Below are 17,699 nucleotides of genomic sequence, written 5' to 3' on the forward strand. Positions count from 1 at the left end.
ATGGGAGTGCCCGATATGAACCGCTACCTCAGGAACAGCCAGGCGATGAAAGGTTCGATCAGCCTGTTGGTCGCAGCCATGCTGCTGGCTGGCTCGCCGGCGTTCGCCAACGTTGAACCGGCGGTCAAGCCGGGCAACGTGGTCAAGGAACTGCAACGGGCCAAGACCTACACGGTCAGCAGCGCGCCGACCGCACCGCTGGAACTGGCCAAGCCGACTCTGCCCGACCTCAAAGGCTTCACTGCCGAAGCGGCCGCGGCCAAGATCGTGCGCACCAAGCCCGGCAAGGTCAGCGTGCGCCGGATGATGCAGGAAAACGCCTTGAAGGACTTCATTGGCGGCGACAACAAGATGGCCGAGTGGGTCGTGCGTCAGCACGGTATCCCACAGGCCATCTTCGTTGACGATGGCTACATGAACCTCAAGGACCTGGCCAAGAAACAGCCCAAGTACATCATCGAAACCTCGCCAGGTGTCTACCTGGCCAGGATTCCGATCGTGGTCGGCCAGAAAGGCATCCTGGAGATCGACAAACAGACCCAGGAACTGCGCCTGTCCCAAGAGGGCGGCTCATTCCTGGTCAACGATGGCCAGATGTTCATCCGCGACACCAAGGTCACCGGCTGGCGCGAAAAGGACAACGGCCCTGCCACGTTCCGCTCGCCCAAGGAGTTCCGTCCATTCCTGCTGGCCTGGGGTGGCACCGAGACCTACATCGTCAACACCAAGATGGCCAGTTTCGGCTACGCCAACAGTAAGTCGTACGGGGTGAGTATTTCCCAGTACACGCCGAACATGGCCAAGGTCCTCAAGCGCCCGGAACCGACTGGCTGGATCATCGGTTCCGAGTTCTCGGACATGTGGTACGGCTTCTACTGCTATGAGACCCGCGACTTCGTGGTCAAGGGCAACACCTACAAAGACAACATCGTCTACGGCATCGACCCCCACGACCGTTCCCATCGGCTGATCATTGCCGACAACACCGTCTACGGGACCAAGAAGAAGCACGGGATCATTATTTCCCGTGAGGTCAACGACAGCTTCATTTTCAACAACCGCAGCTACGACAACAAACTCTCGGGCCTGGTGATCGACCGTAACAGCGTGAACAACATCATCGCCTACAACGAGATCTACAAGAACCACACCGACGGCATCACGCTCTACGAGAGTGGTGACAACCTGCTGTGGGACAACAAGGTGATCAGCAACCGCCGCCACGGCATCCGTATTCGTAACAGCGTGAACATCCGCCTCTACGAAAACGTCGCCATGGCCAACGGCCTGACCGGTATCTACGGCCACATCAAGGACCTGTCCAACACCGACCGGGACATCAAGCTCGACCCGTTCGACGCCGAGGTCTCGCTGATCGTGGTGGGTGGCGAACTGGCTGGCAACGGCAGCGGCCCGCTGACCATCGACTCGCCGCTGAGCGTCGAGCTGTACCGCGTGTCCATGCTCGCGCCGACCAAATCCAGCGGCATCACTTTCACGGGAGTTCTGGGCGAACGCCAGGATGAAATTCTCGACCTGCTGGTGCGCCAGCAGAAAGCCGTGCTGATCGACCCTGTCGAACGCCAGACCGAATTGCGGGACTGAGGATGACCTTTATGAACCCACAGATGATCAAACTCCTGGGCCTGTCCGCCCTGACTGCCGGCATCCTGGCCGCTGCAAGCGGCGCGCGCGCCGACGACATCAAGGCGCCGACCTTTACGGCCGAACCGTGCTGCAACCTGTGCCCCGCGGCTCACGATCCGAAGAACTACACCACGCGCTACCAGCAGAACTTCACCACGCTGGTGCAGGCTCAGGGCGACTGGCTGTTCCGTACCCAGGAAGACCTGCGCACCGAATTCAACACCACGCCGGCCGGCTACCAGCGCATGCAGCAGTTGCACGATGCGTTCAAGAAAAAAGGCATCGAGCTGGTGATCGTCTACCAGCCGACCCGGGGCCTGGTGAACCGCAACAAGCTCAACCCACAGGAAAAGGCCGCCTTCGACTACGAGAAAGCCCTGACCAACTACAAATCCATGCTCGGCCGCTTCGCCCAGATGGGTTATGTGGTGCCAGACCTATCGCCGCTGACCAACGAAAACCTGCCCGAGACGCTGCCGGCCCACGATTTCTATTTCCGTGGCGACCAGCACTGGACGCCGTATGGCGCCCAGCGCACAGCCAAGATCGTCGCCGAGAAGATCAAGCAGATTCCGGCCTTCGCCGACATTCCCAAGCGTGAGTTCGAGACCAAGAAATCCGGCCGCATGGGCAAGACCGGCACCCTGCACAACATGGCCGGGCAACTGTGCGGCACCAGCTATGCAATCCAGTACATGGACCAGTTCACCACCGAGCCCAAGGGCGAGGCCGGCGACGGCGACCTGTTCAGTGATTCCGGCAACCCGCAGATCACCCTCGTGGGCACCAGCCATAGTGGCAAGAACTACAACTTCGCCGGCTTCCTGGAAGAAGCCATCGGCGCCGACATCCTCAACGTCGCGTTCCCCGGCGGTGGTTTCGAAGGCGCGATGATCCAGTACCTGGGCAGCGAAGAATTCCAGAAAAGCCCGCCGAAAATCCTGATCTGGGAATTCTCGCCGCTGTATCGCCTGGACCAGGAAACCATCTACCGCCAGATGTTTGCCCTGCTGGACAACAACGGTTGCGAAGGCAAGCCGGCACTCATGAGCAGCAAGACCGCGCTCAAGCCGGGCAAGAACGAATTGATGGTCAATAGCAAGAACATGGATCTGCGTAACAGCAGTCACCAGGTCGACATCCGCTTCGCCGATACCTCGGTGAAAACCTTGCAAGCCACCCTCTGGTACATGAATGGGCGCCACGAGGATATCAAGATCGAAAAACCGGATACCTCCGACACCGACGGACGTTTCGCCTTCCAATTGCGCACCGACGCGGACTGGGCTTCGCAGAACCTGCTGGCTGTCGAAGTCCAGGGTCCCGAAGCCGGCGCGGCACCACAGCAAGTCGAGGCGAAAATCTGTAAACGCAACGCATCTCCGCAAGCCGAACAAACGGCTCAAATCGGACAATGAGGTCTCGTCTCATGACCAGTACCACGCGCACCCGAACGTTGAAAACACTGCTGGCACCGTCCCTGCTGACCCTGGCGATGTTCGCCGGGGCGACCCAGGCCGCGGCCCCGCTACGCCCGCCACAGGGTTACTTCGCACCGATCGAGAAGGTCAAGGTCGGCGATGCCGCCCAGGGTTGCGACGCCACGCCGACGCCCTACACCGGCTCCCTGCAATTTCGCAGCAAATACGAGGGCTCCGACAAGGCCCGCGCAACATTGAACGTGCAGTCGGAAAAAGCCTTCCGCGACAGCACCGCCGACATCACCAAGATCGAGCGTGGCGTCAGCAAGCAAGTCATGCAGTTCATGCGTGACGGCCGCCCCGAGCAGCTGGAATGCACGCTGAACTGGCTGACCGCCTGGGCCCAGGCCGATGCGCTGATGTCCAAGGACTTCAACCACACCGGCAAGTCCATGCGCAAATGGGCGCTGGGCAGCATGGCTTCGGCCTATGTGCGCCTGAAGTTCTCCGAGTCGCGCCCACTGGCCAACCACCAGGAGCAGGCGCAACTGATCGAAGGCTGGTTCAGCCGGATGGCCGATCAGGTGGTCAGCGACTGGGACAACCTGCCGTTGGACAAGACCAACAACCATTCCTACTGGGCCGCCTGGTCGGTGATGGCCACCTCCGTGGCAACCAACCGCCGCGACCTGTTCGACTGGGCTGTCAAGGAATACAAGGTCGGCGTCAACCAGGTCGATGCCGACGGTTTCCTGCCCAACGAACTCAAGCGCAAGCAACGGGCCCTGTCCTACCACAACTATGCCCTGCCGCCGTTGGCGATGATCGCCAGCTTCGCCCAGGTCAACGGTGTGGACCTGCGCCAGGAAAACAACGGCGCCCTCAAGCGACTGGGTGACCGGGTGCTGGCCGGGGTCAAGGACCCGGACATCTTCGAGAAGAAGAACGGCGACGAACAGGACATGAAAGACCTGAAGGTCGATTCGAAATTCGCCTGGCTCGAACCGTTCTGCAGCCTCTACACCTGCTCCGAGGATGTGCTGGAGCGCAAGCATGAAATGCAACCGTTCAAGACCTTCCGCCTCGGCGGGGACTTGACCAAGGTGTACGACCCTTCGCGGGATAAGGGTGAGAAAGGAAGCTGAGCCCACCCTCCCCGCCTGGCGGGGAAAACCTGTGGGAGCGAGCTTGCTCGCGATGACGGTGTGTCAGTCGCCACCAAAGTGAATGTCAGATCGCAATCGCGAGCAAGCTCGCTCCCACAGGGAATGTGGTTTGTTTCGAATGTAATCAACCCCCCGGTTTTCATGGGGGGGTTTGGGGGGGCTCTGGCCCTTGACTGTTGATTCAACATGGAGAGATCGGGATGGTATTTTCATCCAACGTGTTCCTGTTCCTGTTCCTGCCGATCTTTCTCGGCTTGTACTACTTGAGCGGGCAACGCTATCGCAACCTGCTGCTGCTGATCGCCAGCTACGTGTTCTATGCCTGGTGGCGGGTGGACTTTCTCGCCCTGTTCGCCGGCGTGACCCTGTGGAACTACTGGATCGGCCTGAAAGTCGGCGCCGCCGGTGTGCGCACCAAACCGGCCCAGCGCTGGCTGTTGCTCGGCGTGGGCGTGGACTTGGCCATCCTGGGCTATTTCAAGTACGCCAACTTCGGCGTGGACAGCCTCAACGCCATCATCACCGGCTTCGGTCTCAACCCGTTCATCCTGACCCACGTGTTGTTGCCGATCGGGATCTCGTTCTACATCTTCGAGTCCATCAGCTACATCATCGACGTCTATCGCGGTGACACGCCGGCGACTCGCAACCTGATCGACTTCGCAGCGTTCGTGGCGATTTTCCCGCACCTGATCGCCGGGCCCGTGTTGCGTTTCCGCGACCTGGCCGACCAGTTCAACAACCGCACCCACACGCTGGACAAGTTCTCCGAAGGCTGCACCCGCTTCATGCAGGGCTTCATCAAGAAAGTGTTCATCGCCGACACCCTGGCGGTGGTGGCCGACCATTGCTTCGCCTTGCAGAACCCGACCACGGGCGATGCCTGGCTCGGCGCCCTGGCCTACACCGCGCAGCTGTACTTCGACTTCTCCGGCTACAGCGACATGGCCATCGGCCTGGGCCTGATGATGGGTTTCCGTTTCATGGAAAACTTCAAGCAGCCCTACATCAGCCAGTCGATCACCGAGTTCTGGCGCCGCTGGCACATCAGCCTGTCGACCTGGCTGCGTGACTACCTCTACATCACCCTGGGCGGTAACCGCAAAGGCACGCTGATGACCTATCGCAACCTGTTCCTGACCATGCTGCTCGGTGGTCTGTGGCACGGCGCGAACATCACCTACGTGATCTGGGGTGCCTGGCACGGCATGTGGCTGGCCATCGAGAAAGCGGTGGGCATCAACACCACGCCACGCAGCATCAACCCGATCCGCTGGGCGCTGACCTTCCTGCTGGTGGTGATGGGCTGGGTGATCTTCCGGGCCGAGAACCTGCACGTGGCCGGTCGCATGTACGGCGCCATGTTCAGCTTCGGCGACTGGTCGCTGTCGGAACTGACCCGCGCCAACCTCACCGGCCTGCAGATCGCCACGCTGGTGGTGGCTTACGTCACCCTCGCCTTCTTCGGCCTGCGGGACTTCTACACCAACCGTCCGCCGGTCAAGACCAAGCCTGAAGTCAACACCGAGGCCAACGGCCCGGCCACCGCGCAACCGGGGCTGATCAAGGCGGTACCGGGCGACAACCCGGCGTCGATCCACGAACCCGGCTACACCGTGGGTGTCGAAGCCCAGGTGCAACCGGCCTACTGGACCGTGGACTGGTCGCGCTACGTGATGCGCGCCCTCGTGCTGCTGCTGTTCATCGCTTCGATTCTCAAACTCTCGGCGCAAAGCTTCTCGCCGTTCCTTTACTTCCAGTTCTGAGGGATCTGAACATGACCCGCTCATTACGCATCTTTTACATCGCACTGTTCCTGCTGATCCTGACAGCACTGGGCCTGTGGTCGATGCGCAGTTTCTTCGGCTTCAGCACCAACCCCGACGCGACCGTGCTCAACGGTCGCTGGGCCAAGGCCGTGGAAACGCACTACGACGACCAGTTCCCGATCAAGCGCCTGGGCACCAACATCTGGGCCGCACTGGACTACAAGCTGTTCAACGAAGGCCGCAAAGGCGTGGTCCTGGGCCGCGACCAGTGGCTGTACAGCGACGAAGAGTTCAACCCGATCGTCAATGAAGAGCTGAACCTGCAAGGCAACTACGCGCTGGTCGAAGGCGTGCGCCAGAAGCTCAAGGAACAAGGCATCACCCTGGTCATGGCGATCGTGCCGGCCAAGGCGCGGCTGTACCCCGAGCACCTGGGCGAAGTGAAGCCATCGAGCATTCACACCAACCTCTACCAGGATTTCCATGCTCGTGTCGCGGCCGACAATATCCTCGCCCCTGACCTGCTCGGCCCGCTGCAACAGGCCAAGCAAAGCGGCCAGCAAGTGTTCCTGCGCACCGACACCCACTGGACGCCGGAAGGCGCCCAGGTCGCTGCCGAGAACCTGGCCAAGGCCATTGCCGAACGCGCGCCGCTCAACGGCGAGCCGCAGCGCTTCGTCACCGAGCCTGCAGAAAAAATCACCCACAAGGGTGACCTGCGCCAGTTCCTGCCGCTGGACCCGCTGTTCGAAAACCTGATGCCAGCCCAGGAGCCGCTGGTCAAGCGCAACACCCGCGAAGTCGACGACCAGCCGGCCGGCGACGACGCGCTGTTCGCCGATGCCCAGGTGCCCGTGGCCCTGATCGGCACCAGCTACAGCGCCAACCCCAACTGGAACTTCGTCGGTGCGCTCAAGCAAGCCCTGCACAGCGACGTCGTGAACTACGCCGAAGACGGCCACGGCCCGATTCTGCCAATGCTCAGCTACCTCAAGAGCGATGCCTTCAAGAACAGCCCGCCGCAGGTGCTGATCTGGGAGTTCCCTGAACGTTATCTGCCTGTAAACAACGAAATCGGCGACGCCGACCCACAGTGGGTCGCAGAGCTCAAGCAAGCCGGCGCTCGCCAACAGAACGTAGCCGCCAACACCCCATCCGAGACGCCCGAACGGGCGCAAAACTGAAAGAGAGGTCCACCATGACTTTCAACACTACTCCTCGCCGTCTCGCTGCTCGCTCCTTCAAGGCCGTAGCCCTCGTCGCCAGCATGAGCGCCCTCTCATTGTCCGCCTTTGCCGGTGACTCGGCCCTGTACGGCCCGGTCGCACCAAAAGGCTCGAGCTTCGTGCGCATCTACAACGCCAGCAACGCCGAAGTCAGCGCCACTGTCGGCAGCACCAACCTCAACGACGTGGCGCCCCTGGCCAGCAGTGATTTCAGCTTCATGCCCGGTGGCGACTACAGCGCCAAGGTTGGCAGCCAGACCGTCCCGGTAAAACTGGCCCCCGACCACTATTACACCCTGGTCAACAACGCCAGCGGCCAGCCTCAGCTGATCGAAGAACCGCCGTTCAAGAACAAGCAGAAATCCCTGGTCCGCGTACAGAACCTCACCGACAAGGCGCTGACCCTCAAGACCGCCGATGGCAAGACCGAAGTGGTACCGAACGTGGCGGCCAAAGGCCGCGGCGAACGTGAAATCAACCCGGTGAAAGTGACCCTGGCGCTGTTCGAAGGCGACAAGAAAGTCGGCGACCTCAAGCCTGTGGCCCTGGAGCGCGGCGAAGCCGCCGTGCTGTACGTCACCGGTTCGGGCAGCAGCCTGTCGCCAGTTTGGGTGAAACGCCCGGTGTCGACCCGCTGATGAATTCACCTGATTGACGTTGTACCCCTGTGGGAGCGGGCTTGCTCGCGAATACGGTCTCACATTCAACATTGATGTTGGCTGAACCACTTTCGCGAGCAAGCCCGCTCCCACCCTGAATCGGGGGTGTCATTCGGGTACGGAACAACAACAAGAGAGTGAAACGACAGAACGCAGTAGCTCTATAACCATTTCGATTTGTAGGAGTAACAAACATGATTCCGGTGATCTTGTCAGGTGGTAGCGGCTCACGTCTTTGGCCGCTTTCGCGTAAGCAATTCCCTAAACAGTTCCTGGCCCTGACCGGCGAACACACCCTGTTCCAGCAGACCCTCGAGCGCCTGGTGTTCGAAGGCATGGACACGCCGATCGTGGTCTGCAACAAAGACCACCGGTTCATCGTCAACGAGCAGTTGGCCAACCGCAAACTCGAAGCCCAGCGCATCCTGATGGAACCGTTCGGGCGCAACACCGCACCGGCCGTGGCCCTGACGGCCATGATGCTGGTCAACGAAGGCCGCGACGAGCTGATGCTGGTGCTGCCGGCCGACCACGTGATCGAAGACCAGAAAGCCCTGCAACGCGCCCTGGCCCTGGCCACCGTGGCTGCCGAGCGTGGCGAGATGGTGCTGTTCGGCGTTCCGCCAACCAAGCCGGAAACCGGCTATGGCTACATCAAGTCGACCAACGATGCGCTGCTGCCTGAAGGCGTGAGCCGGGTTTCGCACTTCGTCGAAAAACCCGACGCCAAGCGCGCCACCGAGTTCCTCGAGGCCGGCGGTTACTTCTGGAACAGCGGCATGTTCCTGTTCCGCGCCAGCCGCTTCCTCGAAGAGCTGAAAAAGCACGACCCGGACATCTACGACACCTGCCTGCTGACCCTGGAGCGCAGTGAGCAGACCGCAGACACCGTGACCCTCGACGAAGCCACCTTCGCCTGCTGCCCGGACAATTCCATCGACTACGCCGTGATGGAAAAAACCCAACGCGCCTGCGTGGTTCCCCTGGCCGCCGGCTGGAGTGATGTCGGTTGCTGGGCGTCGCTGTGGGAAGTCAATGAAAAAGACACCAACGGCAACGTCACCAAGGGCGACGTGGTGATCCAGGACAGCCGCAACTGCATGATCCACGGCAACGGCAAGCTGGTGTCGGTGATCGGCCTGGAAAACATCGTGGTCGTCGAAACCAAGGACGCCATGATGATCGCCCACAAGGACAAGGTCCAAGGCGTCAAGCAGATGGTCAACACCCTCAACGCACAGGGCCGCACCGAGACCCAGAACCACTGCGAGGTCTATCGTCCGTGGGGCTCCTATGACTCGGTGGACATGGGCGGTCGCTTCCAGGTCAAGCACATCTCGGTCAAGCCGGGCGCGTGCCTGTCGCTGCAGATGCACCACCACCGCGCCGAACACTGGATCGTGGTCAGCGGCACCGCCGAAGTGACCTGCGACGAGAACGTGTTCCTGCTCTGCGAAAACCAGTCGACCTACATCCCGATCGCGTCGGTCCACCGCCTGCGCAACCCGGGCAAGATCCCGCTGGAAATCATCGAAGTGCAGTCCGGCAGCTACCTGGGCGAAGATGACATCGAGCGTTTCGAAGACATCTACGGTCGTTCCACGCCGATCGAACGCGGCGTCTCGGTGAAAACCATCGCCCAGTAACCCTTGGCAAAAGAGAAGCCCCCGTCCAGCCCACTGCGTCCCCTATCCGCAGTGGGTTGGGTGGGGGCTTTTTTTTGAGTCGAGTGATGGCCTGACATCATTGCTTCAACATTGCCCGCGCCCTTCGGTAGGATGTGCCTACGGTAACGGAGGCTTCCACCATGCTTATCGGCGTCTTGCTGGTCATCACCTGGCTCATCCTGCTGTTGCGCTACCCGGCCAAGGCCTTGCCGGTCTCCCTGGCGGCCTTCATCGGGCTGGGACTGGTCGCCGCGTGGGTGCTCTGGCAGGAAAACCGCGAGACCCGGCAACTGGAGCGCCTGGAACTGCGCATCCGCTATGCCCCCGAACAATGCCCCGCCGACCGGCCGCTGTCGCTGACCCTGAAAAACAACAACGACGTGCCGCTGATCGAGCTGCGCTGGCGGGTCGCCGCCTATGCGCCCGGGGACACCATCAACCTGGCCGACAGCCCCTACGACGCTCCGCGCTACCGTGGCCCCGGCGAATTGCAAGCCGGCGCCGACTGGCAAGACTGCCTGCCGCTGCCGCCCCTGCGCCCGGGTTATCGCCCGCAGACCCTGGAGTTTCGCGCCGAGCGATTGCACGGTAGCTTTTCCAACTGATTGCCCTTCCCCAATTTTTTTGCACGAGGACCGCGCCATGCCTGTTGCGTTGATTACCGGATGTTCCAGCGGCATTGGCCGCGCCCTCGCCGACGCCTTCAAGGCCGCGGGTTATCAGGTCTGGACCACGGCGCGCAGGGCTGAAGACGTGGCGACACTCGCCGCGGCCGGGTTCACCGCCGTGCCACTGGACGTCAACGATGGCCAGGCCCTGGAACAACTGGGTGAGCGGATCAACCAGCAATGTGGCGGCCTGGATGTGCTGGTCAACAATGCCGGCTACGGCGCCATGGGCCCGCTGCTGGACGGCGGCGTGCCGGCCATGCAGCGCCAGTTCGAAACCAACGTGTTCGCCATCGTCGGGGTCACCCGGGCGCTGTTCCCGGTGCTGCGCCGGGCCAGGGGGCTGGTGGTGAACATCGGCAGCGTTTCCGGGGTGCTGGTCACGCCGTTCGCTGGCGCCTATTGCGCTTCGAAGGCGGCGGTGCATGCCTTGAGCGATGCCTTGCGCATGGAACTGGCACCGTTCGGCATCCGCGTGATGGAGGTCCAGCCTGGCGCGATTGCCTCCAGCTTCGCCAAGAATGCCGGCCATGAAGCCGAACAACTGATCAGCGAACAATCGCCCTGGTGGCCCCTGCGCGATGGCATCCGCGCCCGGGCCAAGGCTTCCCAGGACAACCCGACCCCCGCCCACGAATTCGCCGCGGCGCTGCTCAAGGCGGTTCAACAACCCAAGCCACCCCGCTTGCTGCGTCTGGGCAACGGCAGCCGGGCGCTGCCGTTGATGGCGGGTTTGTTGCCCAAAGGGTTGCTGGAAAAGGGGTTGATGAAGCGGTTCGGGTTGGGAAAATCGCTGTAAGTACCGGAGGAGTAACAGGCATTACTTCTGTGGCGAGGGAATCGGAGGCGAATACAAAACGCATCTTTAGCGAAGATCCAATGTGGGAGCGGGCTTGCTCGCGAAGACGCCGGCACAGTCGATATCAGTGCAGCTGAACCACCGCTTTCGCGAGCAAGCCCGCTCCCACAGGGAATTTATGGTGTGCGAAAAATTTTACTATTGACCACGAGTAGCCAGTGATCTCAGCGGTTGTCGTTGGATTCGATCACCACCGTACACGTCATTCCCGCCGCCAGCAGCACGCCGTCCGGCACTTCGTCCAGATGGATGCGCACCGGCACTCGCTGGGCCAGGCGAACCCAGTTGAAGGTGGGGTTCACATCGGCGATCAGTTCGCGGCTTTCGGGGTTGTCGCGGTCGTAGATGCCTCGGGAAATACTTTCCACATGGCCCTTGAGCGTCTCACCGCTCATCAACTGCAACTGCGCCGAATCGCCGACCCGCACCTTGGGCAACTTGGTCTCTTCGAAGAAGCCGTAGACCCAGAACGAATGCATGTCCACCACGGCCATTTTCGCCTCGCCGATACGCGCATAGTCGCCGCGGTGCACGTTGAGGTTGGTGACGTAGCCATCCACCGCCGCGCGAACGTCGGTGCGCGACAGGTTCAGCTCCGCGGCTTCCAATTGGGCCTGGGCCTGCTGGTAGTCGGCCAGGGCCGAGTCGGCGATGTTGCTGGCGTCGTCGCGGTTTTCCCGGGAGATCACCAGGCTGTCCAAATCGGCCCGTCGATGGGCGTTGACCTTGCGCATCTCCCAGGTGGCCTTGCGCGAGGCCACCAGGGAGCGCGCCTGCTTCACGGCGATGCGGTAGTGCTCGGGGTCGATGCGCATCAACAAGTCGCCCTTTTTCACCAACTGGTTGTCGCGCACCGACACCTCGACCACCTCGCCGCTGACATCGGCGGCCACATTGATGATGTCGGCCCGCACCCGGCCATCGCGGGTCCAGGGCGTGTTCATGTAATGGACCCACAGCGTACGGCCGATCCACAACGCCAGGGCCAGTACCAACAGCGTCGCCAGCAGGCTGAAAAACTTTTTCATCGCATCGATCTCAACGGTAGACCGTCAGCGCCAGCGCGCCGAACAGACAGGTAAACAGACTCAGGCGCAACAACGCCGGGTGCCAGAAGAAACGGTACAGGTCCAACCCTGACAGGAAGCGGTCCAAGGCCCAGGCCAGGCCGGCGGCGATGAAAAACATCAGGGTCATGGTGGGCATGTACACGCCATGGAAGGCGATCTCACGGGGCATGTTCAGGTTCCTGGGGAAGCGATGTGGCATGCGCCATGGCATAGCCGGCCAATGGCGATTGCGGGTCCAGCAGCGAAGTGCGGATGAAATGCAGGTAGCTCTTCACCCGGCGCAGGGCCGAGGTGTCGAAATGCGGGGCGAAGGGTTCGTCGGTGGCCTGCACACGGCCGATGGCATGATCCACCGCCACCAACGCACGCTCCAGATTGCTCTGGCCCGGCTGGCGGAACAGCCGCACCAGCGCCCGCCCCATCACCCGAATCGCCTGGCGCCATGGCTGGCTTTCGGCATATGCCGGGTGCACCGGCAAGATGGCCTGCTCCTTGCGCAACTCAATAATCGCGTGACCGACTTCCAGCACCACGAACATCCAGCGCAGCAAGTCCCGCTGCACCTGCGGCTGCCCGGCCGCCAGCCCGTAGGCCTGATGCAGCAAGTCACGGGTACGGCTTTCGAACCCCGAGGCCAGCCCCTTGAGCCGGCCACTGATGGCAAACACCACCTGCTCGCGCAGGTCCTGCTCCAGCCGGCGCCACAGCCAGCGGCTATTGGGCGGCAAGATGATCGCCCCGGCCGCGGCGCACACCAGCATGCCGAGGATCATCGCGATGTAGTCGTTGATAAAGGCGTATGGGTTGTAGAGCGTCAAGTTGTCCGGCACCGAGCCGGTGCAGAAAAAGATCAGCAGCCCCAACCCGACCCCGGCGTAGCGGGGTCGCGAACTGAGGAATGAACCCAGCATGATCACCGGCGCGAGCATCACGCACAGCAGCGGGAAACCGTCGATCAACGGGAAGATGAAGAACATCTCGACGAAACCGATCAGCGCCCCGAACAACGTACCGCAAGCCATCTGGAAGGCCATGCGCTTGGGGTTCGGCGTCGCGGCCGACAAGCCTACGGTGGCGGCGGCGATCATCGTCATGGTCGCGCCGCTCGGCCAGGCCGTGGCGACCCAGTAGCTGCCCAGCACCAGCAGGATGAACGCGGCGCGAACCCCCGATGCCGTGGCGGCCAGCCAGTTGGTCTGGGGCACGAACGGTTCGTCCCAGCGCTCGCGTTCGTGGCGATGTTCGGCCAGGGAGGCATGGGTCAGGGCGTAGCTATGCAGGTCTTCGACGAAGCGATAAAGCAACTCGTAGGCGGTATGGAAATCCAGCTGCTGCCCGTCACTGGGCGCCGTTTCCTGGAATAACGCCCGCAACCGGCGCACTTGGGCCGGCAAATCGGCCTTGTACTCGGCCAGCGCGGCCGCCAGGCGGGCCGCATCGGCGTCGGTCAGGGCGCGGCCACTGAACCCGTCCAACAGTTCAGCCAGGGTTTGCAGGCCAGGCTTGATGGCGTTGACCACATGATCCGCCGCGCTGCCGCGCAAGCGCTCGAGCAACTGATGCAAGGCGTTGAAGCGGGTCGTGATGCCCATGAATTCGCTGTTCAAGCGACTGAGCCGGCCGTTGCGCCGACGCATGTGCGGGTCTTCGAACACGGTCACGCTGCGCAGGCTTTCCAGGCCCACCGCTTCGGCAATGAAACCCACGTTGCGCGCTTCGAAGGCTTCCCGCTGGCTGCGCCCACGCAGGCCATCGGTGACGAACAGGGCAAACACCCCGAAGCGCTGGTACAAGGCATTGCGCATGGCGGCACTGGCGGTTTGCGGCAAGATCGCGGCGCTGACCAGCGTGGCGCAGAGGATCCCCAGGGAGATCTCCAGTACCCGCCAGACCGCCGCCATGAACGCCCCTTCGGGGTGGGCCAAAGCTGGCAGGCCGATCATCGCCGCGGTGTAGCCGGCCAGCACGAAACCATAGGCGCGGAAGTTGCGATAACGCGCCGCCCCCGCCGAACAGAGGCCGACCCAGATCGCCAGACAAGCGAGAAACGGCTCGGTGTTCTGGGCAAACATCGCGATCAGCGCCACCATCACCGCCGAGCCGGCCAAGGTGCCGAGCAAGCGATAGAAACTCTTGGCGAACACCTGCCCGCTCTGGGGCTGCATGACGATGAACACGGTGATCATGGCCGTGCGCGGTTGTGGCAATTCCAGGCGCATCGCCAGCCACAAGGTCAGGAACGCGGCAAACAGGACCTTGAAGATATAGACCCAGGTCACCCCGTCGCTGCGGGCCCAGTCGAAGAAACCACGGCGCCATTCGAGGCGATACAGCCAGCGTGCGGGGGCAAGTAAGGACATCACGACAGACCTACTCAGCATCGTGGTTCAGGTCAGGGCTGTCGCTGTCGGCCTCCAGCCCACCGCCCAACGCCGTCACCAGATCGGCATGGGCACTCAACCGGGCGGCCTCCACCCGCTGTTGCACCTGTTGCTGCTTGAACAACAGGCTTTGGGCGTTGAGCACGTTGAGGTAGTCCGTCAGGCCACGTTGGAACGCCACCTTGGCGATGTCGTAGGTGCGCTGGGCCGCGGCCACCGACTCGGCGGCGAAGGCCCGTTGCTTGTCCATGGATTCGCGACGGATCAACTGATCGGAAATGCTCTTGAGCGCGTTTACCAGTGTCTGGTTGTAGTGCGCCACGGCGATGTCATACCCGGCGGCCGCCTCGCCCAACTGCGAACGCAGGCGCCCGCCGTCGAAGATCGGCAACGTGATCGCCGGCCCGACGTTGTAGGTGAGTTTCTTGCCGGTCAAAAACTCCAGCGCCCCGCCACCGGTGGCCATGTAGCCGAGACTCCCCACCAGGTCGACGTTGGGATAGAAGCCGGCCCGGGCCACATCGATGCCCCGGGCCTGGGCCACCACTTGCCAACGCCCGGCCACCACATCCGGACGCTGGCCAAGCAGTTCGGCGGGCAAGGCCGACGGCAGCTTCAAGGGCGCGCCGAGGGCCAGGGTCGGACGTTGCAACTGCGCACCCGCTCCCGGCCCCTGGCCCGCCAAGGCCGCCAATTGATTGCGGCTCAAGGCGATGGCCTCGTCCAGGGCATCGAGTTGACGATGGGTCTCGGGCAGCGGCGCCTGGGCCTGGCTGACTTCGAAATGGGTACCGATGCCACCGTCCAGGCGCTTCTGCGCCAGGTCGAGAATCTGCTCTTGTTGGCGCAGGGTCGCGGCGGCGATATCGCGCTGGGCGTAGTGCAACGAAAACTGGATGTAGGCGCGCACGATGTTGTTCTGCAATTCCAGTTGCGCCTGCCGTGCCTCGGCGACGCTGAGGTGGGCCAGGTCAACCGCCCGTTCGCTGGCATTGCGCTCACGGCCCCACAGGTCCAGGGCATAACTCAAGCCCAGGGAAGCATTGTTGTCCCAGGTCGTGGTGTCGGCCAACTCGCCCGGGCCGTAGAACTGATCGGTGGGCCAGTTATGCCGCTTGAGGGTCGATTCGCCATTGATCTGCAACGACTCGGCGGCCTCGGCAATGCCGGCCATGGCCTTGGCCTGACGTACTCGCGCCGCGGCCATGGCCAGGCTCGGGCTGCCTTGCACGGCCAGGTCGATCCAGTGGTCGAGTTGCCGATCGCCATAGGCTTGCCACCACTGGCGGGTGGGCCAGTGGGCGTCGCGGGCGGCCTCGCGGATCGCGGCATCGGTGGCCAGTTGATTGGCCGGCAACACCTGGCCTTGCGGCGCAATACCCCCCGTGCCGATGCAACCGCTGATGGTTAATGTCAGAACCCAAACACTGAGAGTCTTCAGCTCTCTGCTGATGCAACGCGGCACTTGCGCAAGATTCCTAGGAGAGAGAGTCGAGAACCTGTAGGGGCACCCTGTGGGAGCGGGCTTGCCCGCGAAGGCGGTTCCCCTGGCAACATCACCGCCAACTGACTCACCGCTTTCGCGAGCAAGCCCGCTCCCACAGGTGCTGCGCCAGACAGCAGGGCCAGACCAGCGCCACAGTGCCGGCAATTCTAGGCACCCCGCCGAACGGCGATAAGCCGACCTTTTTGCGAATCTTTGTTACCGTTAACGCGATAATCCATTAGTCGGGTCCCGCAGCTCTGTAACTTCATGTCACAATTTGCCACCTCCCAAGAGAGCCCTCCATGGACACCTTGCAAAACATGCGCGCGTTCAGCTGTGTGGCCGAAGCCGGCAGTTTCACCGCCGCCGCCGTGCAATTGGATACCACTACAGCCAACGTCTCGCGTGCGGTTTCCAACCTGGAAGCCCATCTGCAAACCCGCCTGCTCAACCGCACCACGCGGCGCATTGCCCTGACCGAGGCGGGTAAACGCTACTTGCTGCGTTGCGAACAGATCCTGGCTTACGTCGAAGAAGCGGAAGCCGAAGCCAGCGACGCCCACGCGCGACCGGCCGGACAGTTGAAGGTCCACACCATGACCGGCATCGGCCAGCATTTCGTGATCGACGCCATCGCCCGCTACCGCAAGACGCATCCGGACGTGACCTTCGACCTGACCCTGGCCAACCGGGTGCCAGACATCCTCGACGAGGGCTACGACGTCTCCATCGTGCTCGCCAGCGAACTGCCGGATTCGGGCTTCGTCTCCCAGCGCCTGGGGATCACCTACAGCATTGTTTGCGCCTCGCCCGCCTACGTGAAAGCCAGCGGCTGCCCGCAAAAACCCAGCGACCTGCTCAACCACGCCTGCCTGCGCCTGGTCAGCCCGGTCATCCCGCTGGAAAAATGGGTGTTCGACGGCCCGGAAGGCCAAGAGATGGTCACCATCAACAGTTCACCGTTCCTGGTGAACTCCGCCGATGCGATGAAAACCGCGATCACCAGCGGTATGGGCGTAGGGGTATTGCCGGTGTACGCGGCCATCGAAGGCTTGCGCAACGGCACGCTGGTGCGGGTCATGCCCAACTACCGCTCCCAGGAACTGAACCTCTATGCCATCTACCCGTCGCGCCAATACCTGGATGCGAAGATCAAGACCTGGGTCGAGTACCTGCGCGGCTCGCTGCCGGAAATCCTCGCGGCGCACCAGGCTGAACTGACGGCTTACGAATTGAGTGGCAGCCTGACAGGCGCACGGGTCACGAGCTGAAGTCGTCCCCGTGCCTGAAGGCGCAATTCAGCGCTTGCCCATGGAACGCCGCGTGCCGGGAGGCGCCGCGCCCGGGGTCTTGGTATGGCCATTCTTCGCGCCGTTCTTGTACCACGGCTGTTGCCCGGCGCCCTTGGCCGCCGCCAGTTCACCGGGTTTGAACGGGAATTTGAAAGCCGGGATCGCCGCTTTGATGTCCTCGCTGCTGGAAGCATCGCTGACGGGCAAATCGGCCTGTTCGCCGCCGGGGAGATCGTCCGCGGGCGAAGGTGTCGGGGAAGTCATGTAAGGCTCCGGGTCATGCATGCAAGTCGGGCCCGAAGGGCGAGCCGCGAAAGGCGGCAGTATACCTGCCCGATATCACCGCGCGCTGGCAGTTTCATTCAGTATATGCATTCATCCGACAGCA

At 62.4% G+C, this 17,699-nt stretch carries 15 protein-coding genes; 10 read left to right on the plus strand and 5 right to left on the minus strand.

Translation table 11 applies throughout. The features are described 5' to 3' along the window. Positions 1 to 15: 15 nt before the first annotated feature. The 9 genes from algG (at position 16) to BLO80_RS11915 (ending at position 11,022) form a co-directional block, all read left to right on the plus strand. Entirely contained in the window at positions 16 to 1,605 is a 1,590-nt protein-coding gene (gene algG, locus BLO80_RS11875; protein ID WP_092331901.1) for a mannuronan 5-epimerase AlgG, read from the plus strand. Positions 1,606 to 1,616: 11 nt separating this feature from the next. Next, the gene (locus BLO80_RS11880; protein ID WP_092331899.1) at positions 1,617 to 3,065 is read left to right on the plus strand and encodes an alginate O-acetyltransferase; all 1,449 of its coding nucleotides are present in this window, start codon (positions 1,617 to 1,619) and stop codon (positions 3,063 to 3,065) included. Positions 3,066 to 3,076: 11 nt separating this feature from the next. Beyond that, positions 3,077 to 4,213: a mannuronate-specific alginate lyase gene (locus tag BLO80_RS11885; protein ID WP_092331896.1), complete on the plus strand. Its 1,137-nt coding sequence runs from the start codon at positions 3,077 to 3,079 to the stop codon at positions 4,211 to 4,213. A 221-nt stretch (positions 4,214 to 4,434) separates the two neighbouring features. Beyond that, complete coding sequence (locus BLO80_RS11890) at positions 4,435 to 6,000, plus strand: MBOAT family O-acyltransferase (RefSeq protein ID WP_092204121.1); 1,566 nt, start codon at positions 4,435 to 4,437, stop codon at positions 5,998 to 6,000. Positions 6,001 to 6,011: 11 nt separating this feature from the next. Further along, positions 6,012 to 7,187, plus strand: coding sequence for an alginate O-acetyltransferase (locus BLO80_RS11895; protein WP_092204122.1), 1,176 nt, complete (start codon positions 6,012 to 6,014; stop codon positions 7,185 to 7,187). Between the two features lie 14 nt (positions 7,188 to 7,201). Further along, a complete protein-coding gene (locus BLO80_RS11900; RefSeq protein WP_092331894.1) occupies positions 7,202 to 7,867 on the plus strand; it encodes an alginate O-acetyltransferase AlgF in 666 nt (221 codons plus the stop codon). Positions 7,868 to 8,082: 215 nt separating this feature from the next. Next, entirely contained in the window at positions 8,083 to 9,534 is a 1,452-nt protein-coding gene (locus BLO80_RS11905) for a mannose-1-phosphate guanylyltransferase/mannose-6-phosphate isomerase (RefSeq protein WP_092331891.1), read from the plus strand. Positions 9,535 to 9,695: 161 nt separating this feature from the next. After that, positions 9,696 to 10,160, plus strand: a complete 465-nt coding sequence (locus BLO80_RS11910; protein WP_092204125.1) for a multidrug transporter — start codon at positions 9,696 to 9,698, stop codon at positions 10,158 to 10,160. Positions 10,161 to 10,197: 37 nt separating this feature from the next. Further along, positions 10,198 to 11,022 carry an SDR family oxidoreductase gene (locus tag BLO80_RS11915; RefSeq protein WP_092331887.1) on the plus strand — a complete coding sequence of 275 codons (825 nt, stop codon included), beginning with the start codon at positions 10,198 to 10,200 and terminating at the stop codon, positions 11,020 to 11,022. A 224-nt stretch (positions 11,023 to 11,246) separates the two neighbouring features. Here the strand turns inward: BLO80_RS11915 and BLO80_RS11920 are convergent, their stop codons facing one another. From BLO80_RS11920 to BLO80_RS11935, 4 genes are read right to left on the minus strand one after another with little or no spacing between them, the layout of a single operon-like run. Continuing rightward, positions 11,247 to 12,110, minus strand: coding sequence for an efflux RND transporter periplasmic adaptor subunit (locus BLO80_RS11920; protein WP_092331885.1), 864 nt, complete (start codon positions 12,108 to 12,110; stop codon positions 11,247 to 11,249). A gap of 10 nt (positions 12,111 to 12,120) precedes the next feature. Continuing rightward, positions 12,121 to 12,321 carry a DUF1656 domain-containing protein gene (locus tag BLO80_RS11925; protein ID WP_003205331.1) on the minus strand — a complete coding sequence of 67 codons (201 nt, stop codon included), beginning with the start codon at positions 12,319 to 12,321 and terminating at the stop codon, positions 12,121 to 12,123. Further along, positions 12,311 to 14,515, minus strand: a complete 2,205-nt coding sequence (locus BLO80_RS11930; protein WP_092331988.1) for an FUSC family protein — start codon at positions 14,513 to 14,515, stop codon at positions 12,311 to 12,313. The genes BLO80_RS11925 and BLO80_RS11930 overlap by 11 nt, the downstream gene beginning before the upstream one ends. 7 nt (positions 14,516 to 14,522) lie before the next feature. Then, positions 14,523 to 15,998, minus strand: a complete 1,476-nt coding sequence (locus tag BLO80_RS11935) for an efflux transporter outer membrane subunit (protein ID WP_092331883.1) — start codon at positions 15,996 to 15,998, stop codon at positions 14,523 to 14,525. 323 nt (positions 15,999 to 16,321) lie between these two features. Between BLO80_RS11935 and BLO80_RS11940 the strand changes: the two genes are divergently transcribed. Beyond that, entirely contained in the window at positions 16,322 to 17,290 is a 969-nt protein-coding gene (locus tag BLO80_RS11940) for a LysR family transcriptional regulator (RefSeq protein ID WP_092331881.1), read from the plus strand. Positions 17,291 to 17,317: 27 nt separating this feature from the next. Here BLO80_RS11940 and BLO80_RS11945 read toward each other — a convergent pair whose 3' ends face one another. Beyond that, a complete protein-coding gene (locus BLO80_RS11945; RefSeq protein ID WP_092331878.1) occupies positions 17,318 to 17,575 on the minus strand; it encodes a hypothetical protein in 258 nt (85 codons plus the stop codon). Positions 17,576 to 17,699: the final 124 nt, after the last annotated feature.

Origin of the sequence: Pseudomonas sp. NFACC56-3, assembly GCF_900100025.1 — a bacterium.
Taxonomy (GTDB): domain Bacteria; phylum Pseudomonadota; class Gammaproteobacteria; order Pseudomonadales; family Pseudomonadaceae; genus Aquipseudomonas; species Aquipseudomonas fluorescens_AA.